25 protein-coding genes and 1 tRNA gene are annotated in these 26,530 nt (G+C 66.5%); 20 read left to right on the top strand and 6 right to left on the bottom strand.

Annotated elements, in window-relative coordinates; all coding sequences use genetic code 11:
• The first annotated feature begins 40 nt into the window (after nt 1–40).
• A complete protein-coding gene (locus GBG68_RS00915; RefSeq protein WP_152144151.1) occupies nt 41–1,777 on the top strand; it encodes an AMP-binding protein in 1,737 nt (578 codons plus the stop codon).
• Between the two features lie 266 nt (nt 1,778–2,043).
• Here GBG68_RS00915 and GBG68_RS00910 read toward each other — a convergent pair whose 3' ends face one another.
• Nucleotides 2,044–3,300 (bottom strand): HDOD domain-containing protein, encoded by a 1,257-nt coding sequence (locus GBG68_RS00910; RefSeq protein ID WP_226801499.1) that lies wholly within the window; start codon nt 3,298–3,300, stop codon nt 2,044–2,046.
• Nucleotides 3,301–3,392: 92 nt separating this feature from the next.
• Here GBG68_RS00910 and GBG68_RS00905 point away from each other — a divergent pair, with 92 nt between their 5' ends.
• Entirely contained in the window at nt 3,393–4,433 is a 1,041-nt protein-coding gene (locus tag GBG68_RS00905) for a patatin-like phospholipase family protein (RefSeq protein ID WP_152144149.1), read from the top strand.
• 70 nt (nt 4,434–4,503) lie between these two features.
• Here GBG68_RS00905 and GBG68_RS00900 read toward each other — a convergent pair whose 3' ends face one another.
• The 5 genes from GBG68_RS00900 to GBG68_RS00880 form a co-directional block, all read right to left on the bottom strand.
• Complete coding sequence (locus GBG68_RS00900) at nt 4,504–5,718, bottom strand: branched-chain amino acid ABC transporter permease (protein ID WP_152144148.1); 1,215 nt, start codon at nt 5,716–5,718, stop codon at nt 4,504–4,506.
• A 12-nt stretch (nt 5,719–5,730) separates the two neighbouring features.
• Entirely contained in the window at nt 5,731–6,759 is a 1,029-nt protein-coding gene (locus tag GBG68_RS00895) for a branched-chain amino acid ABC transporter permease (protein ID WP_152144146.1), read from the bottom strand.
• A 16-nt stretch (nt 6,760–6,775) separates the two neighbouring features.
• Nucleotides 6,776–7,501 carry an ABC transporter ATP-binding protein gene (locus GBG68_RS00890; protein WP_152144144.1) on the bottom strand — a complete coding sequence of 242 codons (726 nt, stop codon included), beginning with the start codon at nt 7,499–7,501 and terminating at the stop codon, nt 6,776–6,778.
• Nucleotides 7,502–7,536: 35 nt separating this feature from the next.
• Nucleotides 7,537–8,328 (bottom strand): ABC transporter ATP-binding protein, encoded by a 792-nt coding sequence (locus GBG68_RS00885; protein WP_152144142.1) that lies wholly within the window; start codon nt 8,326–8,328, stop codon nt 7,537–7,539.
• 144 nt (nt 8,329–8,472) lie between these two features.
• The gene (locus tag GBG68_RS00880) at nt 8,473–9,654 is read right to left on the bottom strand and encodes a substrate-binding domain-containing protein (protein WP_152144140.1); all 1,182 of its coding nucleotides are present in this window, start codon (nt 9,652–9,654) and stop codon (nt 8,473–8,475) included.
• Nucleotides 9,655–9,950: 296 nt separating this feature from the next.
• Here GBG68_RS00880 and GBG68_RS00875 point away from each other — a divergent pair, with 296 nt between their 5' ends.
• The 18 genes from GBG68_RS00875 (at nt 9,951) to GBG68_RS00790 (ending at nt 26,488) form a co-directional block, all read left to right on the top strand.
• Nucleotides 9,951–10,691, top strand: coding sequence for a YebC/PmpR family DNA-binding transcriptional regulator (locus GBG68_RS00875; protein ID WP_152144138.1), 741 nt, complete (start codon nt 9,951–9,953; stop codon nt 10,689–10,691).
• 9 nt (nt 10,692–10,700) lie between these two features.
• Nucleotides 10,701–11,213 carry a crossover junction endodeoxyribonuclease RuvC gene (ruvC, locus tag GBG68_RS00870; protein ID WP_152144136.1) on the top strand — a complete coding sequence of 171 codons (513 nt, stop codon included), beginning with the start codon at nt 10,701–10,703 and terminating at the stop codon, nt 11,211–11,213.
• Nucleotides 11,210–11,833 (top strand): Holliday junction branch migration protein RuvA, encoded by a 624-nt coding sequence (gene ruvA, locus GBG68_RS00865; RefSeq protein ID WP_152144133.1) that lies wholly within the window; start codon nt 11,210–11,212, stop codon nt 11,831–11,833. The genes ruvC and ruvA overlap by 4 nt, the downstream gene beginning before the upstream one ends.
• A gap of 11 nt (nt 11,834–11,844) precedes the next feature.
• Complete coding sequence (gene ruvB / locus GBG68_RS00860) at nt 11,845–12,897, top strand: Holliday junction branch migration DNA helicase RuvB (RefSeq protein WP_152144131.1); 1,053 nt, start codon at nt 11,845–11,847, stop codon at nt 12,895–12,897.
• Nucleotides 12,898–12,909: 12 nt separating this feature from the next.
• Nucleotides 12,910–14,355 carry a sensor histidine kinase gene (locus GBG68_RS00855; RefSeq protein WP_152144129.1) on the top strand — a complete coding sequence of 482 codons (1,446 nt, stop codon included), beginning with the start codon at nt 12,910–12,912 and terminating at the stop codon, nt 14,353–14,355.
• The gene (locus GBG68_RS00850) at nt 14,352–14,867 is read left to right on the top strand and encodes a hypothetical protein (protein ID WP_152144127.1); all 516 of its coding nucleotides are present in this window, start codon (nt 14,352–14,354) and stop codon (nt 14,865–14,867) included. Before GBG68_RS00855 ends, GBG68_RS00850 begins: the two co-directional genes overlap by 4 nt.
• Nucleotides 14,868–14,905: 38 nt before the next feature.
• Nucleotides 14,906–16,261: a sigma 54-interacting transcriptional regulator gene (locus tag GBG68_RS00845; protein ID WP_152144125.1), complete on the top strand. Its 1,356-nt coding sequence runs from the start codon at nt 14,906–14,908 to the stop codon at nt 16,259–16,261.
• Nucleotides 16,262–16,890: 629 nt separating this feature from the next.
• Entirely contained in the window at nt 16,891–17,295 is a 405-nt protein-coding gene (ybgC, locus tag GBG68_RS00840) for a tol-pal system-associated acyl-CoA thioesterase (RefSeq protein WP_413463303.1), read from the top strand.
• 22 nt (nt 17,296–17,317) lie between these two features.
• Nucleotides 17,318–18,004: a protein TolQ gene (gene tolQ / locus GBG68_RS00835; protein WP_152144121.1), complete on the top strand. Its 687-nt coding sequence runs from the start codon at nt 17,318–17,320 to the stop codon at nt 18,002–18,004.
• 2 nt (nt 18,005–18,006) lie between these two features.
• Complete coding sequence (gene tolR / locus GBG68_RS00830) at nt 18,007–18,456, top strand: protein TolR (RefSeq protein WP_226801494.1); 450 nt, start codon at nt 18,007–18,009, stop codon at nt 18,454–18,456.
• Complete coding sequence (gene tolA, locus GBG68_RS00825) at nt 18,453–19,442, top strand: cell envelope integrity protein TolA (RefSeq protein ID WP_152144119.1); 990 nt, start codon at nt 18,453–18,455, stop codon at nt 19,440–19,442. The genes tolR and tolA overlap by 4 nt, the downstream gene beginning before the upstream one ends.
• Nucleotides 19,443–19,445: 3 nt before the next feature.
• Nucleotides 19,446–20,747, top strand: coding sequence for a Tol-Pal system beta propeller repeat protein TolB (gene tolB, locus GBG68_RS00820; RefSeq protein ID WP_152144117.1), 1,302 nt, complete (start codon nt 19,446–19,448; stop codon nt 20,745–20,747).
• Between the two features lie 37 nt (nt 20,748–20,784).
• Nucleotides 20,785–21,369 carry a peptidoglycan-associated lipoprotein Pal gene (gene pal / locus GBG68_RS00815; protein ID WP_152144115.1) on the top strand — a complete coding sequence of 195 codons (585 nt, stop codon included), beginning with the start codon at nt 20,785–20,787 and terminating at the stop codon, nt 21,367–21,369.
• Nucleotides 21,370–21,381: 12 nt separating this feature from the next.
• Nucleotides 21,382–22,185: a tol-pal system protein YbgF gene (gene ybgF, locus GBG68_RS00810; RefSeq protein ID WP_152144114.1), complete on the top strand. Its 804-nt coding sequence runs from the start codon at nt 21,382–21,384 to the stop codon at nt 22,183–22,185.
• Between the two features lie 110 nt (nt 22,186–22,295).
• A tRNA-Lys gene (locus GBG68_RS00805) sits at nt 22,296–22,371 on the top strand.
• 56 nt (nt 22,372–22,427) lie between these two features.
• Nucleotides 22,428–23,234 (top strand): sterol desaturase family protein, encoded by an 807-nt coding sequence (locus GBG68_RS00800; protein WP_152144112.1) that lies wholly within the window; start codon nt 22,428–22,430, stop codon nt 23,232–23,234.
• Between the two features lie 118 nt (nt 23,235–23,352).
• On the top strand, nt 23,353–25,329 hold the full coding sequence (locus tag GBG68_RS00795) for a BCCT family transporter (RefSeq protein ID WP_152144110.1): 1,977 nt from the start codon (nt 23,353–23,355) through the stop codon (nt 25,327–25,329).
• 25 nt (nt 25,330–25,354) lie between these two features.
• A complete protein-coding gene (locus tag GBG68_RS00790) occupies nt 25,355–26,488 on the top strand; it encodes a carbohydrate porin (RefSeq protein WP_152144108.1) in 1,134 nt (377 codons plus the stop codon).
• The last annotated feature ends 42 nt before the right edge of the window (nt 26,489–26,530 follow it).

The raw sequence follows: 26,530 nt of genomic DNA, 5'->3' as shown, positions 1-26,530 counted from the left end.
AACCACGGTTCCGGGCCCCTACGGAGATCGAGGAGAGAGCATGGCAGAGCACCAGGACCCCAGCGGTTTCTACGACTCCATGCCCTGGCGCGAGGAGTACGGCCCGGGTGTGGCGAAGGATTTCCGCGCCCCGGCGTTTCGCAACGTGGTCGAACTGATCCGGCGCTCGGGCACCGACTACGCCGGCAAGACGGCGTTCACCATCTGTCTGGACAACGGTCTGCACGCCTCTTTGCGCTATCACGAGGTGGATGCCCTGTCGGACCAGTTCATGGGCTATTTGCGCGATGAACTGGGGCTGGAGAAGGGCGAGCGGGTCGCCATCCAGATGCCCAACTGCCTGGCCTACCCGCTGGCCGTGTTCGGCACGCTCAAGGCCGGCTGCGCGCTGGTGAACATCAACCCGCTCTACACCGCCGACGAGATGCACCACCAACTCTCCGACAGCGGTGCGAAGGTGCTGGTACTGCTCGATCTGTTCGCCGACAAGCTGGTCACCGCCCTGGAAGGCACCGCGGTGGAGAAGGTGCTGCTGGTCAGCGTCGCCGACTTCTTCCCCGGACTCAAACGCGGCCTGATCAAGACCGTGCTCAAGCTCAAGGGCCAGCTACCCCGCCCACCCGTGGCCACCGAACCTTTCGTTGACGCCCTGGCGGCGGGGCGCAAACGGCTTCGGGACCCGGCGTCCAACCAGTGCGTTGCCCTGGGCCCGGACGACCTGGCGGCCCTGCAGTATACCGGCGGCACCACGGGGGTCGCCAAGGGCGCGGAACTGACTCACGCCAACCTGCTGGCCAACATCAGCCAGATCAACGCGGTGGCGGGCCCCGCCATCCGTCGCGGCGAGGACACGGTGCTCACGGCGCTGCCGCTCTACCACATCTTCGCCTTCACCTTTAACCTGATGATCTTCTACCAGATGGGCTGTCGCAATGTGCTATGCCCCTCGCCCCGGCCGCCGTCGAACCTGCGCAAGGCCTTCGAGAAGTTCACGGTCAACAAGTTCTCCGGGGTTAACCTGCTCTTCCACGCCCTGTGCCACGAGGACTGGTTCCGCAACAAGCCGCCGCACCTGCTGAATCTTTCGGTGGCCGGCGGCACCGCGCTGCACAAGTCCACCGCCGAAAAATGGCGGGAAGTGGTGGGTTCGCAGATCCTGCAGGGCTACGGCTTGACCGAGACCAGCCCGGTGGTCGCCGTCAACCCGCCCATGGCCGAGAACCGGCTGGGCACGGTGGGCATACCGCTGCCGGGCACCCAGGTCCGGGTAGTGGGCCCGGATGGCACGGTGCTGCCCGGCGGAGAGATGGGCGAATTGCTGGTCAAGGGCCCTCAGGTCTTTCGCGGCTACTGGAACAAGCCCGAGGAGACCGCCCAAGCGCTGCGGGACGGCTGGTTCCACACCGGCGACATCGCCTTCGTCGACGAGCGTGGCTATATCACCATCGTCGACCGGCTCAAGGACATGATCGATGTCAGCGGCTTCAATGTGTACCCCAACGAGGTCGAGGAAGTCATCGAGTCCCTGCCCGGTGTGCTGGAGGTCGCCGTGGTGGGCGTGCCCGTCCCCGAGGGCGGCGAGCGAGTGCGGGCCTATGTGGTCACCGGCAACCCACAGCTGAGCCCCGATGACGTAATCCGCTACTGTCGGGAGCACCTGACCGGCTACAAGATACCCAGGGAAGTGGTCTTCCGCTCGGAACTGCCCAAGAGCCCGGTGGGGAAGATCCTGCGCAAGGATCTGCGCCAGGAAGCCCGAGCGGGAAAAGACGGCTGAGGGCTCGCTGCTCTAAAGGAGCGCGACGCGGCAGCGATGGTTTGATATGGCCACTTGCCCTGTACGGGCAGGCGGGTTAACCAACCGACCTCCCGATCGTGGTGGTGGCCGGATCTGCAAGCTTGGCGCGGGGGCGGCACGGCCGCCGCCGGCCCCACCCGCCCAAGAACCTTCACGCTCCGGTGGACGTTCCAGCAATAGCCGGGAGCCACTGCGCCAGCTTCCGTCGTGGTTTCAGAATTCCCTGCTAACCCGCAAAGAACCTTTTATTTACCCATCAGCAGCCGCTGGACCTCGGCGATTTCCTCCCGCGCCTCGTCCATCACCGGCGTGCTGTCGCTGATACCCAGCGCATCCAGTCCCAGGCGGCGGTAGGCGGGGGTCTCGCTGAGCAAGGGGTAGCGAGAGGCTTCCGCGGTCTCGGCGACACTTTGCAACTGGGCAACGATCACGAGATCCGCCAGGTCACCCGCTTCCTCGTGGCTACGCTCCCAGTTGCCGGCGTTCAGGGGCACGGCGATGACCTCCTCGGGGAAGTTCCAACGCCGCAGCAGCATGCCACCCACCTGCCCGCGGTAGGCATCCAGCGTGCGCGAAAGCAAATTCGGATTGCCGGCCAGTTCGGGGTAATGATGGGCATGGGCCAGCAGCGGCACCGCACCGATATCGTGCAGCAGCCCGGCCAACAGGGCCCGGTCTGGGCTGAAGCCCTTGAGCTTGCGCGCCAACACCGTCGCCAACGCGGCGATCAAGGTGCTGCGCATCCACAGCTCGGTCATGCGCTGGTTGATCAGCGGGCTGCTGCTCTTGAAAACTTCCTTCACCGTCACCGCGGTGACGATCTCCCGAGTCACCTTCAGGCCCAGCCGCACCACCGCCGCGGCCACACTGTCCGCCGGCTGAGCGCCGCCGAAGGCGGGGCTGTTGGCCACCTTCATCAGCCGGGCCGCCACCACTGGATCGGCCTGGATGATCTTCGCCACTTCCGGCGCGCCGCTATCCGGGTCGCTGACCGCCTGGCGCACCCGCACCGCCACATCGGGCATGCTGGGTAGCGTCAGGCGATCCTCCATCAGGTCCTCGAAAAGCTGGTAGAACAACTGCGAGCCCGAGTCTTCAGTGTTCTCGGCATCGACCACGTCCACCTGGTATTGCGGCAGGCGATGATGATCCAGCAGGTCGAGCACACGCTCTCGGGGCATCCGCAGCAAGCGCACATCGGTGCCGGCGAGGGCGCTGTGGGGAAACGGCTGCTCCAGACCCAGGGGCCGGGTCACCATGGCGGAGTCCCCCATCCCGACCAGGCTTTCCCGCCCCCCGTCCGGGGTCGCCAGAACCAGGGATCCGGAAACCAGATACCTGAGCCAGGGGTCTTCGGAATTCGCACGAAACACCACCGAACGGGCGGGATGATCTTCGTACTCCGCCAGATCGGCCAGCGCTTCCAAGGCTTCCTGATCCAGCTCGCGCAGGGGAATCAGGTCTTCGAGCATGTCCGGTGTCACGGTGGCGATTTTTGTCATCTTGGGTTCTGGCCACATACTGCAGATGCCATGAAGATACCATAGCCATCCACGGTGGAGACAGCGCCCCATCACACCCGGAGGAACCCGCCTTGAAGGGACTTTCACCACGTCGTCGTCTACCTCTGAAACTCGCTCTGCAGGGGGGCGGTTCCCATGGAGCCTTCACCTGGGGGGTACTGGATAGGCTGCTGGAAGAACCCTGGTTCAGCCCCGCGGGACTGAGCGGCGCGAGTGCCGGTGCGGTCAACGCCGCGCTGTTCGCCAGCGGCTGGGCCCAGGACGGCGCCGAGGGCGCCCGGGCCGCCTTGCGCGGCTTCTGGGAGCAGGTGGGCGCCGGCGCCCACACGGGTCCGCTGTTCCCCACCGTGTTCGACTACCTGCTCCACGGCTGGAACCGGGACAGCTCACCGCGCCATGCGCTGGCCCGAAAGGTGGGCAAGCTCGCCTCGCCCTACCAGCTCAACCCCGCGGACCTGAACCCCCTGCGCAGCCTGCTCGATGATTGGGTCGACCCGCAGGCACTGCGTGACAAGAGATGCCCACCGCTCTATATCGCACTGAGCAATGTGCACGACAGTGGTCTTCGGCTGGTGGGCAACTCCGATCTATCCACCGATGCCCTGCTCGCCTCGGCCTGCCTGCCGCTGCTCTTCCAGGCCGTGGAAGTGGACGGGGAGTATTACTGGGATGGCGGATACACGGCGAATCCGCCGCTGATGCCCTTGATCCGCGATTGCCCGGGCCGGGATCTGCTGCTCGTTCAGCTCAATCCCCGCTGGCAGGCCGGGGTACCCACCACGGTGGACGGCATCATGCACCGGATCAACGAAATTGGTTTTCAAGCAAACATGTTGCGGGAGCTGCAGTTGATCGCCGAACTGCATTGCGAGCCCCGAAACCGGTGGTTGCCCGCCACGGGCCTCACCCGGCGCATACGCCAGCTGAGATTCCACCGCCTGGAGCTCGGCGATGCGGCTCAGGGGGCGGGCCACACCAGCCCCATGAACACCGAATGGCCGTTCTTGAAACATTTGCACCACAGCGGACGCGAGCGCGCCGGGCAATGGTTACAGGAATGCAGCGGACTAATCGGCCGGGTTTCTACCACACCCTTGTCCGAAGCCCTGTAGGAGCCAGCCCCTGATACAACAAAGCCCCCGGGAGTCCGGGGGCTTTGTGTTCAGACCGCAGAGGCCAGGATCACGCTTCGGCGGGCTTGGTCTCGCCGGCCGCTTCGCCGTTCGCGCCTTTGCCGACACCGGTCTTGCGCTCGCCCCGCGCCCGCAGCGTACCGACGATTCCCTTGGGGAAGAAGTACACGCTGAGGATGAACAGCAGTCCGAACCACAGATGCCAACGATCCGGGTTGATGAACTCGGAGACCACCGGCACGTTCTGCACGGCACCGTACCCCAGGCCCATGAAGTCCTGCAGATAGGTCTCCGCGATCACGAACAGAGCGGTACCGATCACCGCGCCCCACAGCGTGCCCATGCCGCCGATGACGCACATCAGCAGGATGTTCACCATCAGCACGAAGGACAGGGTGGTGTCCGGGTTCACGTAACGAATCGCCAGAGCCGTCAGCGAGCCCGCGAGGGACGCCATGATGGCGGCCACCACCACGTTGGCGGTGCGATAGTACATGGTCCGGTAACCCAGCGCCTCGGCACGGAATTCGTTCTCGCGGATCGCTTGCAGCACACGCCCGAACGGCGAATTCATCATCCGCAGCATGCCCAGGAACAGCACCGCGGAGGCGATGAACACCACGTAGTACATCAGGATCTTGCCGCTCATCCGCACCTTCATGACGGCATCCCCGAAGCTGACGTTGCTATCGAAGAAGGCCCTGAAGAAGGTGGGAATGTCGAAGCCATACCACTGCGCCACCCGCCCTTCGCTGTTCTCGATGAACTTGAAGGCCGGTCCCAGTTCCCGGGGCACGCGCAGCGTCAGGCCGTCCTCGCCACCGGTGAGGTGGTAGAACTTGGACACCAGGATCATGAACCCGGTAGCCACCGCCAGGGTCACCAGAGCGAAGAAGATCGCCTTCACCCGCAGGGAGAAGAGCCCGATCAACAGCGCCAGCACGATGGACACACCCAGGCCCGCCAGGGTACCGAGGAACACCCCGGCCCAGCTGCCGGGCATTTCCTGCAGCACGATCGCCACCCCATAGGCTCCCACTCCATAGAACATGGTGTGGGCGAAGGAGACGATGTGGGTATACCCCAGCAGGATGTCGTAGCTGGCCACCAGAATGATGAACAGACAGATCAGGGTGATGGTCCGATAGGCCACGGCGCCGTCCCACAGGAACGGACCGCCGGCCAGGCCCAGCACCACCAGAATCAGCAGCCCCGTGAGCAGGCGGCTGCGCGGATAATCACCGGAGAGAATTGAGTTCAACATGCCTCTCACCCCTTAAACCTTGATCACCGGGATCAGTCCCTGTGGCCGCCACATCAGCACCAGTACCATCAGGGTGATGGCGGAGAACTCGGTGAAGTGCGGGAACAGGTAACCCACGTAGTTGTAGAGGAGCCCCACCAGCACGGCGCCGAAGAAGCAACCGGTGATGGAGCCGAGGCCGCCGATGATGATGACGATGATCACCATGACCAGCATGTGATCCCCGATGGTGCTCACCACCAGCTCCTGGTACATGCCCCACATCACGCCGCCCACCGCGGCCAGCGCCGAACCGGCGACGAACACGGCGATGAACAGCTGCTTGATGCGATAGCCCTGCACCTCGACCATCTCGGTGCTCTCCACCCCGGCGCGGATCAACAGGCCCACCTTGGTCTTGTTGATGACCCGGAGCATCCCCCAGAACACCAGCAGACCGACCACCACCGCCAGCAGGCGATACTGTTCGAGGATCACATCACCGAAGACGAAGGAGCCACGCAGGGCGTCGGGACGAACCAGGGCGTACTCGTTCGGGCCCCAGAACACTTTCACCAGCTCGATCAGCACGATACCGCCACCCACGGTGACCAGGATCTGCTTGAGGTGGTCGCCGTACACGGGCTTGAGAATCAGCCGTTCGAACACATAGCCCAGCACACCGGCCAGCACCATGGCGAAGACCAGTGCCGCGACGATGGCCACCATGTTGGCGCCGAAATTGGTCGATTCCCACAGTCCCGGCAACCAGTTCTCCAGCATGGAGAAGGCCGCGTAGGCACCGAGCGCGATGAAGGCGCCGTGGGCCAGGTTCAGTACGCTCATCAGGCCGAAGGTCAGCGTCATGCCCGAGGACATGATGAAGATCATCAGCCCCATGGCCAGCCCCGAGAGGGTCATGGTGGCCCAGGCACTGAACGGCATCGCGAAAAAGGCCGGCACCGCGATCAGCGCCAGCAGGAAGTAGTGCGGATACTTGTCGACGAGCTCCGCGGGGCTCAACGACGGCTTGTTTTCCAGGGTCTTGCTTTGCGCAGTCATGCTCGTTACCCCACCCTTACTGATGCGCGTCCAGGCTCAGGCCCAGCAAACGGGTCTGCAGCTCGGTGTCCGACGCCAGATCGGCCATGGTGCCGTTGTGGATGATCTTGCCGTCATCCATCACCGCCACCGAGTCACCCACCGATTTGGCGAAGTTGAAGTTCTGCTCCACCAACAGGATGGTGGTATCGGTTTCCTTCAACTGGTTGAACGCCTCGATGATGTTGTTGATGATCGCCGGCGCCAGGCCCTTGGAGGGCTCGTCCACGATCAGCAGCTTGCGCGGCTCGATGATTGCCCGCGCGATGGCCAGCATCTGCTTCTGGCCGCCGGAGAGCTTGCCCGCCGGTTTGCTCCAGAACTTCTTCAGTGCCGGGAACATCCCGAAGATCCACTCCAGGCGCTGCTCGTCCATGGGGCCGCTGCGCGCGGCGATCACCATGTTCTCCTGCACCGTGAGCAGGCCGAAGATGCCCATCTCTTCGGGCACGAAGGCGATGCCGGAGGTGGCGATCTTCGGCGTCGGCCACTTGGTGATGTCCTCGCCGTCGAAGGTGACGCTGCCGTGCGAGGCTGTATACAGGCCCATGATGGTGCGCAGTGTCGTGGATTTGCCCGCGCCGTTACGGCCGAGCAGCATCGTCAATTGGTTACGCGGCACCACCAGATCCACCCCGTGGAGGATGTGGTAATGGCCGATATGGGTCTGCACCCCGTCGAGTTTCAGCAAAGGCTCCGCCATGATTCAGGCTCCCCGCTCTATCGGACGCCTGGCCCTCAGGCCGGCGTCTCTTGCTGTTCTTCCGCCGCCGAGGGGGCGGCACCCAGATAGGCTTCCTGCACCACCGGCGAGGCGATGACCTCGGCCGGCTCACCGTCGGCGACCAGCTGGCCGTTGTGCAGCACGATGATCCGATCGGACAAGGAGCGCACCACGTCCATCTTGTGCTCGACGAGCAGGATGGTCTTGTCGGTCTGCTTCTTGATGTCCTGGATCAGGTCCAGGATAACCGGCACTTCGTCGACGCTCATGCCCGCGGTGGGCTCATCGAACATGAAGATCTTCGGCTCCAGCGCGAGCAGCAGGCCCACTTCCAGCTTGCGCTGGTCACCGTGGGGCAGCATCGCCGCCGGTTGCATGGCCTTCTTCGCCAGGGATACCTGCTCCAGGTAACTCATGGCCCGATCGGTCAGATCGCGGCGCTTGGCGGCCATGCTCCAGAAGTTGTGGCCAATACCATGACGCGAGGCCACGGCCAGGCGGCAGTTCTCCAGCACGGTGAGCTGCGGGAACAGGTTCGTGAGCTGAAAGGCACGCCCTACACCACGATCGGCGCGAGCCGGGGCCGGCAAACGGGTAATGTCCTCTCCGTAGAAGGTCACACGCCCGGCGCTGGCCGGGAGCTGCCCGGAGATGAGGTTGAAATACGTGGTCTTACCCGCTCCGTTGGGGCCAACGATAGAGGTCAGGGTGCCCGGATAGAACTTGCACGAGACGCTGTCCACCGCCACATGCCCGCCGAAACGGATAGTCAGATCCTGGGTCTCGAGGACGGGATTTTCCGACATGCTGCCCACCTGAGATATCTAGGGAGGGATAAACGACCCGCCCCTTGCGAGGCGGGCAATATCTTTTCGCTATAAGTTGGGCGCCCGGCCGGATCGGCGGGCGCCCATTTCTTTTATTGCTGCCGTTGCGAAAGCAACGTCCGATCAGTTCAGGATCGGCACATTCATCTCATCGGCGCCGATCTCACGCACCAGCTCCGGCACGGCCCAATCGACCCCTTCCTTGACCTTGATCTTGAAGTGGTACATGGGCTGCAGGGTCTGCTGGTCTTCCGGACGGATGTACAGCTCACCCTTCGGAGAGTTGAAGGTCAGACCCTGGAAGGCCTCGAGCAGGGATTCGGTGTCAGTGGCACCGGCCTTCTCGATGGCGGCCACGATGGCCATGGCCTGGGCCATGCCCTGGGCGGTGAAGAAGTCAGGCGGGGAGTTGAAGCGCTTGAAGTGCTCCTTGACCAGCCAGTCGTTCACGTCGTTGTTCGGGTTCTCGTAGTAGTAGTAACCCGCACCTTCCATGCCCGGGGAGACCTTGTAGGCAGCCAGGGCCGGCAGGATGTTGCCGCCGGTGGTCAGGGTGATGCCGTAACGACCCGGGTTCATATCAGCCAGCTTGGCCAGCGGGTTACCGCCGCCCGCCCAGATCAGGAAAGCATAACGCTCTTCGCAGTCATCGTTGCGCAGGGCGTCGATGATGCGCTGACCCGGTGCGGTGAAGTCGGTGGCGTCGGTGGGCACGTACTCTTCGTGCACGATGGTCGCACCCAGCTCTTCAGCGGCCTTCTTGTAGGCGGCCACGCCGTCACGACCGAAGGCATAGTCCTGCGCCAGGGTCGCGATGCAGACACCTTCGTCAGCCACGGCCACGGCGTTGGAGATCGCGTCCTGGGAGGAGTTGCGACCGATGCGAACCACATAGCGGTTCCAGTCCTTGCCGGTGATGGAATCGGCAACGCCTTCCGGGATGATGATCTTTTCATACATCTCGGCGATGGGCAGGGAGGCGATGGCCACACCAGAGGCCACGGGGCCCACGGCCAGGGTCACGTCCTCGTCACCATACGCTTCTTCCAGCAGGGCGCGAGCGCGGTCGGGCTTCAGCTGGGAGTCGTACTGCAGGATTTCGATGTCACGGCCCAGCACCTTGTTGGTGCCGTTGGTGGCGTATTCGAAGCCCATTTCCATGCCGGTCTGAAGCTGCTTGGCATAAGGCTCCAGGGGACCGGTGAAACCGGCGACGTGGGCGATTTTGATGGGATCGGCGGCGGCAGCGGTACCGGCCGCCAGCACGGAAGCAGCAATCGCTGCGGTCTGTAGAAGGCGTTTCATAGGTCCTCCCCTATTTCCTTCTTATTGGATGGACATGGTTGTCCACTACTATTTCGAGTTCTTGCCGCTGCCTCGGCTCTTGCGGTGGACCGATTCGCGGCAGCATTCGGAGATTACGCTATGCGCGGAGCGATGCCAAGCACACCCTGACGATATATTCACCTTGAATTTATAGACTCCTCCAGCCGTTATTCAGGCCGCCTCGGCCCCCTGCCCGCCAGCAGGCCGCCATGCTAAGCTTGCGCGCAATCCACAGCACTCCTTTTCAGGCAGTCAACAAGGCGGTTTGCACAGCCATGGCAGGACATAGCAAGTGGGCCAACATCCAGCACCGGAAGAAGGCCCAGGACGCCAAGCGCGGCAAGATCTTCACCAAGCTGATTCGCGAAATCACCGTCGCCGCCCGCATGGGCGACCCGGACCCGGCGACCAACCCGCGTCTGCGCCTGGCGGTGGACAAGGCGCTGGCCGCGAACATGCCCAAGGACAACATCGAACGCGCCATCAAGCGCGGCGGCGGGCTGGATGAGAGCATCACCTACGAGCAACTGCGCTACGAGGGCTACGGCCCGAACGGCATCGCCATCCTGGTGGACTGCATGACCGACAACCGCAACCGCACGGTAAGCGAGGTCCGCCACGCCTTCAGCAAGCTGGGCGGCAACCTGGGCACCGACGGCTGCGTGGCCTATCTGTTCCAGGAGCGCGGCGTGATCACCTTCGCGCCGGGCAGCGACGAGGACCGCATCATGGAAGTGGCGCTGGAATCCGGCGCCGAGGATATCGTCACCAACGAAGACGAATCCGTGGAGGTGCTCACCACCCCGGAAGGCTTCCAGACGGTGAAAGCGGCGCTGCTGGAAGCCGGGCTGGAGCCGGCGGACGCCGATGTGACCATGCGCCCGGAGACCACCGTCAGCCTGGAAGGCGAGGAAGCGCAGAAAGCCGCCCGGCTGCTCGACATGCTCGATGATCTGGACGATGTGCAGAACGTCTACTCCAATGCCGATCTCGCCGCCGACGCCTACGAGGGCTGAGCGCGCGTCATGACGCGCATACTGGGCATAGACCCCGGCTCCCGGCTCACCGGCTTCGGCTTGATCGAGGCCGACGGCCGCCAGGCGCGATATCTCACCAGCGGTGTGATCCGCACCGGCGCGGGCAGCTTCCCGGAGCGCCTGCGCATCATCTTCGAGCAGCTCAGCGTGGTGCTGGACAGCAACCCGCCCACCGTGGTGGCCGTGGAGCAGGTCTTCGTGCACCGCAACCCCGGCTCGGCGTTGAAGCTCGGCCAGGCTCGCGGGGCGGCCATCTGTGCCTGTGTGGCCCGCGGTTTGCCGGTGGCCGAGTACAGCCCCAGCGAGATCAAGCAGGCCGTGGTGGGCAGCGGTCGCGCCGGCAAGGACCAGGTGCAATATATGGTGAAGATGCTGCTCAAGCTCAGTGGCGAGCTGCAGGAGGACGCCTCCGACGCGCTCGCCGTCGCCCTCTGCCACAGCCACCGAGCAGGCCTCGAAGGCCTGCTGAGCCAGGCCACTGCCAAACAGGTCAGCCGATGATAGGACTGCTGCGCGGAACCATACTCGACAAACAGCCCCCCGAATTGCTGCTGGACGTGCAGGGCGTGGGGTATGAGCTGGAGCTCCCCCTGTCCAGCTTCTTCGAACTGCCCGAGACCGGCGAGCAGGTTCAGCTTCACACCCATCTGGTCGTGCGCGATGACGCCCATGTGCTCTACGGCTTCGCCAGCACCCTGGAGCGCAGCCTGTTCCGGGCACTGATCCGGATCAGTGGCGTGGGCCCCAAGCTCGCCCTAGGCCTGCTCTCGGGCATGCGCCCGGAAGAGTTTGTCGCCTGCGTGGAACAGGGCGACAGCGCCACCCTCACCCGCCTGCCGGGCATCGGCAAGAAGACCGCCGAGCGGCTGCTGATCGAAATGCGTGACCGGGCCCGAGACCTGATCAGCACCTCGGCCGGCGGCCTCCCCGCCGCCGGGGGGCCGGGCAAGGCCGCCCCGGCGAACGCCGCCAACGACCCGGTGAGCGACGCTGTCAGCGCGCTGATCGCGCTCGGTTACAAACCGGCGGAGGCCGGTCGGCTCGCCCGCGATGTGGCCGAAGACGCGCACAGCAGCGAGCAGATCATTCGCCTCGCCCTGCAGAAAGCGCTTAAGCGCTGAGGTAAGCCGCCATGATCGACACGGACCGCGTCATCACCGCCTCGGCCTCCGCCGAGGACAGCGCCGTGGACCGGGCCATCCGCCCCAAGACCCTGGCCGACTACGTGGGCCAGCCGGCGGTGAAGGAGCAGATGGAGATCTTCATCCCCGCCGCCCGCGGCCGGGGTGAATCCCTGGACCACGTGCTGATCTTCGGCCCGCCCGGCCTGGGCAAGACCACCCTGGCCCACATCATCGCTCACGAAATGGGCGTGAACCTGCGCCAGACCTCCGGCCCGGTGCTGGAGAAGCCGGGTGATCTCGCCGCCCTGCTCACCAACCTGGAAGCCCACGACGTTCTGTTCGTGGACGAGATCCACCGGCTGAGCCCGGTGGTCGAGGAAGTCCTCTATCCGGCCATGGAGGACTACAAGATCGACATCATGATCGGCGAGGGCCCCGCGGCCCGCTCCATCAAGCTGGACCTGCCGCCCTTCACCCTGGTGGGCGCCACCACCCGCGCCGGGCTGCTCACCTCGCCGCTGCGCGATCGCTTCGGCATCGTCCAGCGCCTGGAGTACTACTCCATCGAGGAACTGACCCGCATCGTCCGGCGCTCGGCCCACCTGCTGGCGGTGGAGACCGACGCCCAGGGAGCCGCCGAGATCGCCTCCCGCTCCCGGGGCACGCCACGCATCGCCAACCGCCTACTGCGCCGGGTGCGTGATTACGCCGAAGTGAAAGCCGGCGGCCACATCAGCGGCGACGTGGCCCGCGCCGCCATGGAGCTGCTGGACGTGGATGCCAGCGGCTTCGACGTGCAGGACCGGCGCCTGCTGCTCACCATCATCGAGAAGTTCGACGGCGGCCCCGTGGGGGTGGACAATCTGGCCGCCGCCGTGGGCGAGGAGCGCGGCACCCTGGAAGACGTGGTGGAGCCCTACCTGATCCAGCAGGGCTATCTGATGCGCACCGCCCGAGGGCGGGTCGCCACCCGTAACGCCTACGCCCATTTCGGCCTGGCCCCGCCGCCGCGCCTGGAGGGGCAGGACCCGGACCTGTTCGACGACACCCCCCGGGGTTGATGTCGGGTTCCCATGGCCCTCTACCGACCCAGATCCCTGCTCAAACTGGTCCTCTACGGCTTCGGCATCGTCGCCCTGCCGCTGATGGCGGCGCTCGCCTATGGCGGCCTGCAGATCGAGCGCCTGGCCGAGCGCAGCCAACAGGTGGTCTATTCCGGCCTGCAGGCCACCCAGGCCGGACGCACCCTGAGCGAGCAGATCACCGCCATGGAACGCAGCGCCCGGCAGTACCTGCTGCTCCAGGACGAGGAACTGCTGGAGGTCTACGCGGAGCACCACCGCCAGTTCCTCGAAACCCTGGGCAGCCTGCGCCGCCTGCCCAGCGACGCGCGCCAGCGTGCCCGCATCGAGGCCCTGGCGGATCTGGAAGAGCAATTGCGCGCGGCACTGATGGGGGGGCGCGGCGAGCCGCCGGACCCCGGCGATATCGTGCGCGATTTCCAGGCCCTCACCGAACTGAGCCGCAACATCCTGCGCGGCGCCTACCAGCGGGTGGACCAGGACGTGGTGGCCCTGCAAAAGCGCGCCGCCGGCTTCGAGCGGCTGCTGCTGTGGCTGGCCATCGCCCTGGTACCGCTGACACTCGCCTCCAGCGCCCTGTTCACCGTGCTCATCTCCCGACCCATACGCCAGGTGGATCGGGCCATCCACCGCTTGGGCGACGGCCGCTTCGACCTGCCCATCCGGGTACGCGGCCCCCAGGACCTGCAGTACCTGGGCGATCGGCTGGATTGGCTGCGGGGACGGCTGCAGGAACTGGAAGAGCAGAAAACCCGCTTTCTGCATCACGTCTCCCATGAGCTCAAGACCCCCCTCACCGCCATCCGCGAGAGCAGCGCGCTGCTGAAGGATCAGGTGGTGGGCCCCTTGAACGAGCAGCAACAGGCCATCGCCGAAATCCTCGAGTCCAACGCCCGGGCCCTGCAGCGACTGATCGAGGACCTGCTGCGCTTCGGCACCGCCCAGGGCGAGCCGCCACCGCTCAGCCTGGAAACGGTGGAGATGCAGCGGCTGGTGGAAGAGGTGCTGCGCAATCATCAGCCCGCGGCCCTGACCAAGCAGCTGCGCCTGAACACCCGGCTCAAGCCCATGAGCGTGCGGGGCGATCGGGACAAGCTCGCCACGGTGGTGGACAATCTGCTCTCCAACGCGGTCAAGTTCTGCCGTCCCGGGGGCGAGGTGCGTGTGGAACTCAGCCGCCAGGGTAGTCAGGTACGCCTGGACGTCTACGACGAAGGGCCTGGCATTCCCGAAGAGGAGGCCGAAGAGATCTTCGGCGCCTTCTGCCAGGGCAGCGCCCGCCCCAGCGGCTACGTGGGTGGCTCGGGGCTGGGCCTGTCCATAGCCCGCGAGTATGTACTTGCCCACCAGGGCAGTATCATGGTGCTCAACGATCAAGCCGGCGGCGGCCACCTGCGGGTGGAGCTGCCCCTGCGCCCACAAGGTAATCACCCATGACCATCGCCGCGCGCCTGCTGCTGCTCACGGCCCTGCTGGGGCTGGCCGGCTGCCAGTACAATCCCTTCCGGCCCGAGCCCCCACCGCCACCGCCCGCGGCCGGGCCGGCGCAGAGCCTGGAGGAGCTGCTCGCCTGGCAGGTGGCCGTGCTGCGCATGGATGACGAACAACTACGCCGGCGCCTGGCCCAGCCCGGCGAGGCGCTGGGCGGCGGCTGCGATGCCCCGCGCCTGCGCCGTGCCATGCTCATGGAGGCGCTGCGGGCGGGCGAGGCCCGGTTGCGCAGCCTGCTGCGCCCCTGCCTGGATCAGGCCACGCCCGACGCCTGGGCGCTGCTCGGCGAGAACCTTTGGCTGCGTCATCAGCGCCTCCAGAACAGGGAAATGGCCGCCGACCGGCAACTGAGCGCCGCCCGCTCGGAGCTGGCCGCCACCCGGGCCCGCGCCGAGGAACTCCGGCGCCAACTGGACGGCCTCAAGGCCATCGAGCGCAGCCTGCAACAGCGCGATTGAGCCGCCACCAACACTCAAGGACCACCAGGAATATCGTCATGGAACAGCAATCACGAATCCTGCTGGTGGACGACGACCCCGATCTGCTCCGCCTGCTCTCCATCCGCCTGAGCGCCGCCGGCTACCGCATCCACACCGCCGAGAGCGGCGAGCAGGCGCTGAGCGTGCTGCAGGTGGAGCGCCCGCAACTGGTGGTCACCGACCTGCGCATGGGGGGCATGGACGGTTTGGCGCTGTTCGACCACATCCATGCCCACTACCCCACCCTGCCGGTGATCATTCTCACCGCCCACGGCTCCATCCCCGATGCGGTGGAGGCCACCAAGCGCGGCGTCTACGGTTTTCTCACCAAGCCCTTCGACGCCCAGAGCCTGCTCAAGCAGGTGGAGGACGCCCTGCGCCACAGCGGAGGCTCCGCCGCCCCGCAAGGCGAGAGCAACGGCTGGCGCGCCGACATCGTCACCCGCAACCCGCGCATGGAAGCCGTCTTGAGCGAGGCGCGCATGGTCGCCGCGTCGGACGCCAGCGTCTTCATCCGCGGTGATAGCGGCACCGGCAAGGAACTGCTGGCCCAGGCCATCCACAAGGCCAGCCCCCGGGCCGACAAACCCTTCGTGGCGGTGAACTGCGGCGCCATTCCCGAGAACCTGCTGGAATCCGAACTGTTCGGCCACAAGAAAGGCGCCTTCACCGGCGCCAGCGCCGATCATGCCGGGCTGATCGTCTCCGCCGACGGCGGCAGTCTGTTTCTCGACGAGATCGGCGACATGCCCCAGCCCCTGCAGGTCAAGCTGCTTCGGGTACTGCAGGAGCGCCGGGTGCGCCCGGTGGGCGCCACCGAATCGCGCCCGGTGGACGTGCGCATCATCTCCGCCACCCACCAGGACCTGGACGCCGCCATGGCGGCCGGGGAATTCCGCGAAGACCTGTACTACCGGCTCAACGTGGTCACCCTGGAGCTGCCCTCGCTGGCCGAGCGGCGCGAGGACATCCCGCTGCTGGCCAACCACTTCCTGCAGCTGTACGCCGCCAAATACGAGCGTCAGCTCAATGGCTTCGCGGGCGAGGCCATGGACCAGCTGGTGACCGCGCCCTGGCCGGGCAACGTTCGCCAACTCGCCAACCTGGTGGAGCAGGTGGCCGTGCTCTCCACCGGCCCGGTGGTGCCCGCCTCCCTGGTACAACGCGCCCTGCGCGACGCCGAGCCGGACCTGCCCGCCTTCGCCGAGGCCCGACGGGAGTTCGAGCGGGAGTATCTGGTGAAACTGCTGCAGATCACCCAGGGCAACGTCAGCAAGGCCGCGCGGCTCGCCCGGCGCAACCGCACCGAGTTCTACAAGCTGCTCAACCGTCACGACATCAACCCGGGGCTGTTCAAGCGCGGCGAGGCTTGAAGCGCCCAGCGCCCCCCTGAGGGAGCCGCCCCTCCCGGGGGCGTCGCCCATTGGCGACTCCGTAAGCCATTGATTTGAATGCCTCTCCCACCCAGCCACCGGAAAGCGTCACCCGCAGGCGACAACCCGCGACCCGGGCCGGCCCGCCGCTGAAACTGCAAACCCCATCACATCAAGGACTTGCAACAGTTGGCACGAAGCCTGCTTCGCTTGTTCGCAAACGACACGAGTTCGCAAATGACACGGCAAGTCACAAACACAATCACGCGAAGGCACCCCATGGCTCGCGTGGCGCTGCGCGATCCCGTCGAATAGCGCGGCCACCGACCCCCTCCGGGCGCAGGATTGCGCTCTAGACCACAGGCCCAGGTGGGCCAGGGAAAACAGGACGGCTGGAGGCTGTCGGCAGGACATCGGGCGCGAGCCAGGGACGGGCGGAGGGAACCCGCCTGCCACACTCCGTTAAAGGGGGCGAGGATTGCCCCCAGGTCGGCTGGGATGCCGGCGCGGGAGCCCCTTCGGGGGCTCCCTTTTTTATGCTTTCAGATCGACCGATATGTGCGCGAGCAGGCTTTCAATCCCCTGCCCTGGCGGCTAAATTGGCCCCCCGACAACGACCGGCCGAGGAAATCACCGCAGTGAGGGAATTTTCGCTCTCCGTACGCGTCTACTACGAAGACACCGATGTCGGGGGCATCGTCTATCACGCGAATTACCTGAAATACATGGAGCGCGCCCGCACCGACTGGCTGCGCGCCCTGGGCTTCGAGCAAAGCCGGTTGCGGGACACCCTGGGCATAGTCTTCGCCGTGCGCGGCATGGGCATCGAGTTTCGACGCCCCGCGCGCTTCGACGACATGCTTCAGGTGCAGGCCCGGCTGGCCGAGGCCAAACGCGCCAGCCTGCGCTTTGCGCAAAGCATCCACCGGGGTGGGGAGCGCCTGCTGGACGCCGAGGTGAGAATCGCCTGCCTGGATGCACGAACCCTGCGCCCCCGCGCCCTGCCGGCCCCCCTGCTGGCCGCCCTGAACTGAAGCAAGCGGAGACCCACACGATATGGCCGTGGACCTGTCCATCTACAAACTCATCATCGACGCCAGCCTGGTGGTACAGCTGGTCATGCTGACCCTGCTGGCCGGTTCCATCGCCTCCTGGGCCATCATCTTCCGCAAGCGCAAGGCCCTGCGCGACGCGCTGGCCGGCGCCGATGAGTTCGAGGAACGCTTCTGGGCCGGCGGCAACCTGCGCGAGATCTACGACAAGGTCAAACGCACCCAGCCCGACACCGGCGGGCTGGAGCGAATCTTCCGCGCGGGCTTTCGCGAGTTCAGCCGCATGCGCCAGGGCGGCGGGCCGGCGGAGCCCGCCGTGGAGGCCGCCCACCGGGCCATGCGGGTGTCCATGTCCCGAGAGCTCGATGAGCTGGAACAGCACCTGCCCTTTCTCGCCACGGTGGGCTCCACCAGCCCCTACATCGGCCTGTTCGGCACCGTTTGGGGAATCATGAATTCCTTCCGCGCCCTGGGGCAGATGCAACAGGCGACGCTGGCCACCGTCGCCCCGGGCATCGCCGAGGCGCTGATCGCCACGGCACTGGGCCTGTTCGCCGCCATTCCCGCGGTGATCGCCTATAACCGCTACAGCAACCAGGCCGAGCGGCTCGCCAACCGCTACGAAATCTTCATGGAAGAGTTCACCAGCATTCTCCAGCGCCACGCCCACACCCAGGGCAAGGAGCAGTAGCCATGCCGGCCCCCATGAGCCCCGCCAGTCGCCGCAGCCGGCGCCGCCCCATGGCGGAGATCAACGTCGTGCCGTACATCGACGTCATGCTGGTGCTGCTGGTGATCTTCATGGTCACCGCGCCGCTGCTCTATCAGGGTGTCGAGATCGAACTGCCCCGGGCCAGCGCCGAGCCCTTGCCACAGCAGGATCAGGAAGCGGTGCTGGTTGCCGTGGACGCCGAGGGCAATTATTACTTCAGTGTCGGCGCCGCCGAACCCGAGGCCGTGGACACCGACACCCTGCTCACCCGCGTCGCCGCCATCGTCCGCCGCCAGCCCGGCACCCCGGTACTGGTGCGGGGTGACCAGAACGTGCCCTACGGCAAGGTCGTCCAGGCCATGGTGCAGCTGCAGGCCGCCGGCGTACCCAAGGTGGGACTGAGTACGCAGATGCCGGATAACGCCCCATGAAAAGCATAGGCAGCAAGGAACTGGGCCTCGCCCTGCTGGTGCATCTGGGTCTGGGCACGCTGTTCGTGCTGAGTTTCTCCGGCCACACGCCCCAGGCCGTGGAGGCCACGCCGCGCGAACTGCCGATCCAGGCCGTGGCCGTGGACGAGGCCCGGATCCAGGCCGAAATTGAACGCCAGCGCCAGGCCGAAGCCGATGCCCGCGCCGCCGAGCAGCGCCGCCAGCAGGAACTGGCCGCCGCGCGGGAGCGAGAACAGCAGCGCTTGACGGAGCTGAAACGCCAGCGCGAACAGGCCGAGCGCGAACGTCGGGAAGCCGAGCAGCGCCGCAAAGCCGAACAGGCGGCACAGCGCCGCCAGGAAGAAGCCCGTCGCAAGCAGGAAGCCGAACGGCAGGCCCAGTTGAAAGCCGAACGCCAGCGCGAGGAGCAACGCCTGGCCGTGCTCAAGCGCCAGCGCGAAGAGGAAGAGCGCCGCCGCGCCGAGGCCGAACGCCAGCGCCAGGAAGAGGAAGCGCGCCGCCAGGCCGAGGCCGAACGCCGCCGCCAGGAAGAGGAGGCCCGGCGCAAGGCGGAAGAGGCGCGGCGCCAGGCCGAAGCCGAGCGTCAGCGCCGCGAAGAAGAAGCTCGCCGCCAGGCCGAGGCCGAGCGCCGCGAAGCCGAAGCACGCGAGCAGGCCATCCAGCGGGCGGTCGCCCGCGCCGCCAGCAGCCTGGGCGGGGCCTGGAACCAGGCCATTTCCCGCAGCTGGCTGCGCCCCTCGGGTATCCCCGACGGCCTCAAGGCACGCATGGAGATCCGCATCTCCCCCCAAGGCCGGGTATTATCGGCCCGGGTCGCGGGCTCCAGCGGCAACCGCGCCTTCGATGAATCCGCCCGGCGTGCCGTGGACAAGGCCTCGCCCCTGCCCATGCCCCGCGACCCGGAGGTCGCCAAGCGCCTCGCGGCACAACCGCTCACCCTGATATTCGAACCGGAAGGCCAGTAAACCATGCGCCGACTGAGCATCCTCACCACCCTGCTGCTGGGCTTCGCCCTGTGCAGCGCCTCCGCCCAGGCCCTGGAGATCCGCATCACCGGCGGCTCGGAAGGCGCACTGCCCATTGCCATCGTGCCCTTCGGCGTGGAGGGCACAGCGCCCGAGGAAAACCTCGCCGCCATCATCCGTGGCAATCTGGAGCGCAGCGGGCGCTTCGAGCCCCTGCCCAGCAGCGATTTTCTGGAGCGTCCCCAGCGGCTGGAGGACGTCACCTTCCCCAACTGGCGCGCCATCGGGGCCGATAACCTGCTCATCGGCCGGCTTCGCGAACTGAACGGCGGGCGCTACGAACTCACCTACGAGCTGCTGGACAGCTACCGGGGCGAGCGTCTGGGCGGCAAGCGCTACCGGGTGGAGCCCCAGGCGCTGCGCACCCTGGCCCATCGCATCAGCGACGACATCTACGCCACCCTGATTGGCCGCCCCGGCGTGTTCGGCACCCAGATCGCCTACATCGCCGTGGAAGAGGCCAACGACACCCGGCTGCACAAGCTGATGCTCGCCGACGCCGACGGACACCGCCCGCAGACCATCCTCACCTCGGCCGCGCCGCTGATGTCCCCGGCCTGGTCGGCGGATCGCGGCCGCATCGCCTACGTCTCCTTCGAGGGCCGGCGCTCGGAGATCTACGTGCAGACCGTGGCCACCGGCGAGCGCCGCAAGGTGGCGAGCTTCGCCGGCATCAACGGCGCCCCCGCCTGGTCGCCCGACGGGCGACATCTGGCCATCGCCTCCTCGCGGGACGGCAATGCCGACATCTTCGTGCTGGATCTGGCCAGCGGCCAATCCCGCCCGCTCACCCGCCACTACGGCATAGACACCGAGCCCACCTGGACGCCGGACGGCAAGCACATCCTGTTCACCTCCGACCGGGGCGGGCGCCCACAGATCTACCGCGTGCCGGTGGCCGGCGGCAAGGCCGAACGGGTAAGCTTCGAGGGCGACTACAACGCCGCCCCGGACCTCTCCCCGGACGGGCGGCTGCTCACCATGGTCCATCGCGGCGGCAAAGGCGGCTTTCGCATCGCCGTGCAGGATCTGGAAACCGGCCAACTGCGCGTGCTCACCGACGGGCCGCTGGACGAATCCCCCAGCTTCGCCGGCAACGGCGATCTGATTGTCTACGGACAGAGCATCAACGGCCGCCGGCAACTGGCCACGGTGTCCGTGCACGGCCGCGCCGACCAGCCCCTGCGCCTGGCGCCGCACACCCTGCGCGAACCGGCCTGGGGCCCGCTCCCGGACGCTCGCTGAGCCACCGATTCACTGACTACCAAGGAGTACCCTGACCATGAGCAAGTTGCAGAACTGGATCCTGCTGGGCGCCAGCGCCGTCTTCCTCGCCGCCTGTGCGGGCAGCGCCCCCAGGGAGCCCGCCCCGGTTGAGGACCGCAACCCGGAGCTGATCGAGAACGAGCGTGTGGGCACCGCCACCGTCGAGGGGGAAGACGCGACGACGGCCGCCGAAGCCCAGGGTGCCCGAGGCTATGGCGAACTGAGCGCCGATGATCTCAACGAACTGGACGACCCGGCCAACCCCATGTCGGATCGGATCGTCTACTTCGGTTTCGACAGCAGCACCATCAGCGCCGACGACCGGGCCGCCCTGCGCGCCCACGGCGAATTCCTCGCCGCCCACCCGGAGCTCTCCCTGCTGCTGGAAGGCCACACCGACGAGCGCGGCTCCCGGGAATACAACCTGGCCCTGGGCGAGCAGCGGGCAAAATCCGTGGAACGGATACTCCGGCTCCACGGCGCCGCCGCCGAGCAGCTGGAAGTGGTCAGCTACGGTGAGGAAAAACCCGCCGAACTCGGGCAGACTGAAGACGCCTGGGCGAAGAATCGCCGGGTGGAACTGATCTACAGCCAACGCTAAGAAGCCGAACCCATGAAACATCTCCCGACGCTCGCGCTGGCTGCCCTGCTGGGCGCGGCCAGCACCCCCCTCGCCGCCCAGAGCCTGGACGAACGGGTAGGCCGCCTGGAGCAACGCCTGAACAGCTCGGTGCTGATCGACATGGCCCAGGAAATGCAACGCCTGCGCCAGGAAGTGCAGACCCTGCGTGGCGACAAGGAAGTGTTGGAGCGCGAGCTCGAGGAGCTGCGAGCCCAGCAGCGCGCCCTCTACGACGACGTGGACGGGCGCTTGCGCACGCTGGAGAGCGCCACCCCGGCGCAAGCGCCGGGCAGTGACCAGCCCGCCCTGCGACTGGGCCAGCCGCAGGACGAAGAGGCCAGCGCCGACGAGAGCGCGACCGGCACTGAAGCGCGGGACGCGTCCGCGCCGCTCGACACCAGCCTGCGCAACACCGCCGCCTCGGACCCGGAACAGGCCTACCGGGCGGCGTACCGCCTGCTGGTGGATGGCCGCCACGCAGAGGCAGGCGAGGCCTTCGCCGCTTTCATCGAGGCACAGCCGGAGCACCAGCTCACCCCCAACGCCTATTACTGGCTGGGCGAGTCCTGGTACGTAGTGCGCGAATTCGCCAAGGCCCTGCCGCAGTTCCAGGCGGTACCGGCGCAATTCCCGGACAGCAACAAGACCCCGGACGCGATGCTGAAGATCGCCTACATCCATTACGAGCAGGGTGAGCAGGCGAAATCACGCCAGCAGCTGGAGAGCCTGATCGCCCGGTTCCCCGATTCCGCCGCCGCCGCCCTGGGGCGCCAGCGCCTGGAGCGTATGCGCTAGGGGACGCTGACGAGCGGCCGCCTTCGCGGCGCCGTCGTATGCGACGGCGCCGCGCCAAAAACAGGTTTTACACGGCCACGCTTTTCGGTACTATTAGCGCCCTCGACGGGGGGCCGTTAGCTCAGTTGGTAGAGCATCGGACTTTTAATCCGCTGGTCGCTGGTTCGAATCCAGCACGGCCCACCACCTCCTCCCCATCGCTCGTTGCCACCGCACCCGCGGGCCTGCTATAAGCGCAGCTCATGAGCGACACCATCTTCGCCTTCGAACCCGTGATCCGGCTCGGCTTCTTCACCGGCGTGCTCGCCCTCATGGCCCTGTGGGAAGTGTTCGCCCCGCGCCGGCCGCAGCAAGTGGGCCGCGCACGGCGCTGGCCGAGCAATCTGGCGCTGGTGGCGGTGGACACCCTGGCCCTGCGGCTGTTCTTCCCGCTGGCGGCGGTGGGCATGGCCCTGCAGGCCCAAAGCGCCGGCTGGGGCCTGTTCAACCAGCTGGCCCTGCCCGGCTGGCTGGCGGTGCTGCTCTCGGTGCTGGCGCTGGACATGATCATCTACTTCCAGCACCGCGCCTTCCACCGCATCCCGCTGCTGTGGCGGCTGCACCGCATGCATCATGCCGACCTGGAGATCGATGTCACCACCGGGCTGCGCTTCCACCCCCTCGAGATCCTGCTCTCCATGGGCATCAAGCTGGTGGCGGTGACCGCGCTGGGCGCGCCAGCCCTGGCGGTGCTGATCTTCGAAGTCCTGCTCAACGCCACCTCCATGTTCAACCACGCCAACGCACGCCTGCCGCTGGCGCTGGACCGGATTCTTCGGCTTTTGCTGGTCACCCCGGACATGCACCGGGTCCACCACTCGGTGCGCCCCGAGGAGACCGACAGCAATTTCGGCTTCAACCTGCCCTGGTGGGACCGGCTGTTCCGCAGCTACCGCCCGCAGCCCCGGGATGGACACCTGGGCATGATCATCGGCCTGGAGTACCTGCGCGACCCGCGCGAGCTGCGCCTGGACCGTCTGCTCACGCAACCGTTCCGCGAGCCGCGCTGAACTCCACGTCCCCCGGCGACAAGCCCGCCCATCGCCCACTGCTGGAAGAGCCAGGCACCGACCGTGCAAGGCTCGTCGATGCCCCCATATAAACAAGCAGCAATGGGGAGCAACGCCGATGAGCAAGCAGCAGTCCGGCCCCCGGGCCGTGCAGATCAACCCACCCGTGTTCTTCGCCTCCGCGGGCTTGATCCTGTTCATCGTCGTCTTCGCCGCCGCCGCGCCCTCCGTGGCCGAAACCGTCTTCACCGGCGTGCAGGGCTGGATCGTCGACACCTTCGGCTGGTTCTACATGCTCGCCGTGGCGGTGTTCCTGGTCTTCTCCCTGGGCCTCGCCTTCAGTGGCTTCGGCGCGGTGAAGCTGGGCCCTGACCACTCGGAACCGGAGTTCAGCTACCGCTCCTGGTTCGCCATGCTGTTCTCCGCGGGCATGGGCATCGGGCTGCTGTTCTTCGGCGTGGCCGAGCCGGTGCTGCACTTCGCCAGCCCCCCGGTGGGCGAAGGCGGCGACGTCCAGGCCGCCCGGAACGCCATGTCCATCACCATGTTCCACTGGGGCCTGCACGCCTGGTCCATCTACGCCGTGGTGGGCCTGGCGCTGGCCTACTTCAGCTTCCGCCACGGCCTGCCGCTGACCATTCGCTCCGCCCTGTATCCGCTGATCGGCGAGCGCATCCATGGCCCCATCGGCCACACCGTGGACACCTTCGCCGTGCTGGGCACCATGTTCGGAGTCGCCACCTCCCTCGGCCTGGGCGTCATGCAGGTGAATGCCGGCCTTGCCTATCTGCTGGGCGTACCCGAGAACACCCTGGTGCAGATCGTGCTCATCGCCCTCATCACCCTGTTCGCCACCGGCTCGGTGGTGGCGGGGCTGGACGCTGGCATACGCCGGCTCAGCGAGCTGAACCTGGTGCTCGCCGCCGTGCTGCTGCTGTTCGTACTGTTCACCGGGCCCACGCTCTATCTGCTGGGCACCCTGGTGCAGAACACCGGCAACTACTTCAGCCAGATCGTCCACCGCACCTTCAACCTGCGGGCCTACGCCCCCTCGGACTGGATGGGCGCCTGGACCCTGTTCTACTGGGGCTGGTGGATCGCCTGGTCGCCCTTTGTCGGCATGTTCATCGCCCGGGTCTCCCGCGGGCGCACCATTCGCCAGTTCGTCTTCGGCGTGCTGTTCGTGCCCTTCGGCTTCACCCTGATGTGGATGACCTTCTTCGGCAACACGGCGCTGAACATCGAACTCAACGACGCGACGGCGGGGCTGTCGGCGTTGGTCGCCGAGAACATTCCGGTGGCACTGTTCCAGTTCTTCGAACGACTGCCGCTGAGCACCCTGGCCTCGGGGCTGGCCACCGTGCTGGTGGTCACCTTCTTCGTCACCTCCTCCGACTCGGGTTCGCTGGTGATCGACATCATCACCTCCGGGGGCAGTGAGGAACCGCCGGTCTGGCAGCGCATCTTCTGGGCCCTGTTCGAAGGGGTGGTGGCTGCCGTGCTGCTGCTCGCCGGCGGCCTCCAGGCGCTGCAGACCGGGGCGATCGCCAGCGCCCTGCCCTTCGTGTTCGTGATGCTGCTGATCTGCTACGGGCTCTACCAGGGCCTGAGCAGGGAGAGGCTGAAGAAGGTAGCCTTCGCCATTCCCCCCGCGCCCTCTCTGCCGGCGGGCCGGGTCACCTGGCAGAAGCGTCTGAAGAACATCGCCAGTCACGCCGATCGGCCCAGCGTGGCCGCCTTCATCCAGGACACGGCCCGGCCCGCCCTGGTGGCGGTGGCACAGGAACTCGCGGCGCAGAATCTGGAGGCTCACACCGAACTCGAGGACGACCGGGTGCGCCTTCGGGTGAACCTGGGCGACGACGCGGACTTCCTGTACTGCGTGGTGCTGCGCGGCTATGAGGCGCCCGGCTTCGCCTTCCCCGAATTCCGCCTGCCCCGCGACCGCAAGCACACCTATTTCCGGGCCGAGGTGTATCTCGCCGAGGGCAGCCAGCATTACGACGTCATGGGCTACACCGAGGAGCAGCTCATCGGCGATGTGCTGGGCCAGTACGAGCGCCACATGCATTACCTGCACCTGGCGTTGAGCTGAGAACGCGTTTACGGAGTTCACCCCCATGCCTACCAACACCACGCACACCCTGGCCCGGCTGACCCTACTCGCCGCCCTGTTCCCGCTCGCCGCGCCGGGCGCGCAGGACACGGACGACGGCATCAAGGTGGGAGGCGCGGTGCGCTTCCAGAGCAGCTGGGAGAGCTTCGACGAGGGCAACAGGAACCGCGGCGGCGACCTGGACCTGGACACCGTGCGGCTGAACTTCGACGGCACCGTCAGGGGCGTCATTCTCTCCGCCGAGCTGCGCTACTACGAATACATGGAAGTGGTGCATCACGCCTGGGTGGGCTACGACTTCAGCGAATCGCTGCGCGGGGAGCTGGGCATCACCCAGGTTCCCTTCGGCAACCTGCCTTTCAACTCCCACGGCTTCTTCTTCAGCACCAACTATTACCTGGGCCTGGAGGACGACTACGACGCGGGCCTGAAGCTGAGCTGGCGGCAAGGCCCCTGGACGGCCCAGGCGGCCTTCTTCAAGAACGATGAGCGAGGCGGCGAAGGCGGCGACACCGAGCGCTACTCCTACGACATCGTCGCCGGCGCGCTGGACAGCCAGGGCAATCTGGTCAACGAGATCGGCGAGAGCAACACCCTGGTCGGACGTCTGAGCCACAGCTTCGGCGCCGACACGGCGCTCCGCGCCGAACTGGGCATATCGGCCCTGGGCGGGCAGTTGCACGACAGCGATGACCAAGTGGGCGACTACCACGCGGCCGCCGTGCACCTGAACGCCGATTACGGCCGCTGGAACCTGCAGCTCCAGGCCACCCGCTACGAATACTCGCTGGACGCGGACAATGACGAGGTGCTGGTGCTGGGCGCCTTTGCCTTCCCCTACCGCACCCCCGGTGAAGGCCTGAGCCTGACCGCCAACCTGGCCTACCGGCTGCCGGTGAACTGGGGCCCGGTGGACGCGCTGACCTTCTACAGCGACAACAGCCTGCTCACCGACAAGCCCGACGGTCTGGAGGACACGGTGATGAACGCCCTGGGCATCGCCATGGAAATCGGTCCGGTCCTGGCCTACCTGGACCTGATCTCGGCGAAGAACCAGCCCTTCATCGGCGGCGAGCTGGCGGGGGATTCGAACGAGCGCGAAGAGCGGGTGAACTTCAACGTGGGGTATTACTTCTAGCCTCCCCGCGGGCGCGGCTCATGGCCGCCATTCCCCGGCCTC

Source organism: Alkalilimnicola sp. S0819, assembly GCF_009295635.1.
In the GTDB taxonomy this organism is placed as follows: domain Bacteria; phylum Pseudomonadota; class Gammaproteobacteria; order Nitrococcales; family WHIW01; genus S0819.
Note: the sequence above shows the minus strand (reverse complement) of the source record. Positions and strands in the feature narration are given on the sequence as shown.

Excerpts from the sequence above, each read along its gene's own strand:
- GBG68_RS00915 (WP_152144151.1), top strand. The coding sequence starts at position 41 with ATGGCAGAGCACCAGGACCCCAGCGGTTTCTACGACTCCATGCCCTGG.
- GBG68_RS00910 (WP_226801499.1), bottom strand. The coding sequence starts at position 3,300 with ATGACAAAAATCGCCACCGTGACACCGGACATGCTCGAAGACCTGATT.
- GBG68_RS00900 (WP_152144148.1), bottom strand. The coding sequence starts at position 5,718 with ATGTTGAACTCAATTCTCTCCGGTGATTATCCGCGCAGCCGCCTGCTC.
- GBG68_RS00895 (WP_152144146.1), bottom strand. The coding sequence starts at position 6,759 with ATGACTGCGCAAAGCAAGACCCTGGAAAACAAGCCGTCGTTGAGCCCC.
- GBG68_RS00890 (WP_152144144.1), bottom strand. The coding sequence starts at position 7,501 with ATGGCGGAGCCTTTGCTGAAACTCGACGGGGTGCAGACCCATATCGGC.
- GBG68_RS00885 (WP_152144142.1), bottom strand. The coding sequence starts at position 8,328 with ATGTCGGAAAATCCCGTCCTCGAGACCCAGGATCTGACTATCCGTTTC.
- GBG68_RS00880 (WP_152144140.1), bottom strand. The coding sequence starts at position 9,654 with ATGAAACGCCTTCTACAGACCGCAGCGATTGCTGCTTCCGTGCTGGCG.
- GBG68_RS00875 (WP_152144138.1), top strand. The coding sequence starts at position 9,951 with ATGGCAGGACATAGCAAGTGGGCCAACATCCAGCACCGGAAGAAGGCC.
- ruvC (WP_152144136.1), top strand. The coding sequence starts at position 10,701 with ATGACGCGCATACTGGGCATAGACCCCGGCTCCCGGCTCACCGGCTTC.
- ruvA (WP_152144133.1), top strand. The coding sequence starts at position 11,210 with ATGATAGGACTGCTGCGCGGAACCATACTCGACAAACAGCCCCCCGAA.
- ruvB (WP_152144131.1), top strand. The coding sequence starts at position 11,845 with ATGATCGACACGGACCGCGTCATCACCGCCTCGGCCTCCGCCGAGGAC.
- GBG68_RS00855 (WP_152144129.1), top strand. The coding sequence starts at position 12,910 with ATGGCCCTCTACCGACCCAGATCCCTGCTCAAACTGGTCCTCTACGGC.
- GBG68_RS00850 (WP_152144127.1), top strand. The coding sequence starts at position 14,352 with ATGACCATCGCCGCGCGCCTGCTGCTGCTCACGGCCCTGCTGGGGCTG.
- GBG68_RS00845 (WP_152144125.1), top strand. The coding sequence starts at position 14,906 with ATGGAACAGCAATCACGAATCCTGCTGGTGGACGACGACCCCGATCTG.
- tolQ (WP_152144121.1), top strand. The coding sequence starts at position 17,318 with ATGGCCGTGGACCTGTCCATCTACAAACTCATCATCGACGCCAGCCTG.
- tolR (WP_226801494.1), top strand. The coding sequence starts at position 18,007 with ATGCCGGCCCCCATGAGCCCCGCCAGTCGCCGCAGCCGGCGCCGCCCC.
- tolA (WP_152144119.1), top strand. The coding sequence starts at position 18,453 with ATGAAAAGCATAGGCAGCAAGGAACTGGGCCTCGCCCTGCTGGTGCAT.
- tolB (WP_152144117.1), top strand. The coding sequence starts at position 19,446 with ATGCGCCGACTGAGCATCCTCACCACCCTGCTGCTGGGCTTCGCCCTG.
- pal (WP_152144115.1), top strand. The coding sequence starts at position 20,785 with ATGAGCAAGTTGCAGAACTGGATCCTGCTGGGCGCCAGCGCCGTCTTC.
- ybgF (WP_152144114.1), top strand. The coding sequence starts at position 21,382 with ATGAAACATCTCCCGACGCTCGCGCTGGCTGCCCTGCTGGGCGCGGCC.
- GBG68_RS00800 (WP_152144112.1), top strand. The coding sequence starts at position 22,428 with ATGAGCGACACCATCTTCGCCTTCGAACCCGTGATCCGGCTCGGCTTC.
- GBG68_RS00795 (WP_152144110.1), top strand. The coding sequence starts at position 23,353 with ATGAGCAAGCAGCAGTCCGGCCCCCGGGCCGTGCAGATCAACCCACCC.
- GBG68_RS00790 (WP_152144108.1), top strand. The coding sequence starts at position 25,355 with ATGCCTACCAACACCACGCACACCCTGGCCCGGCTGACCCTACTCGCC.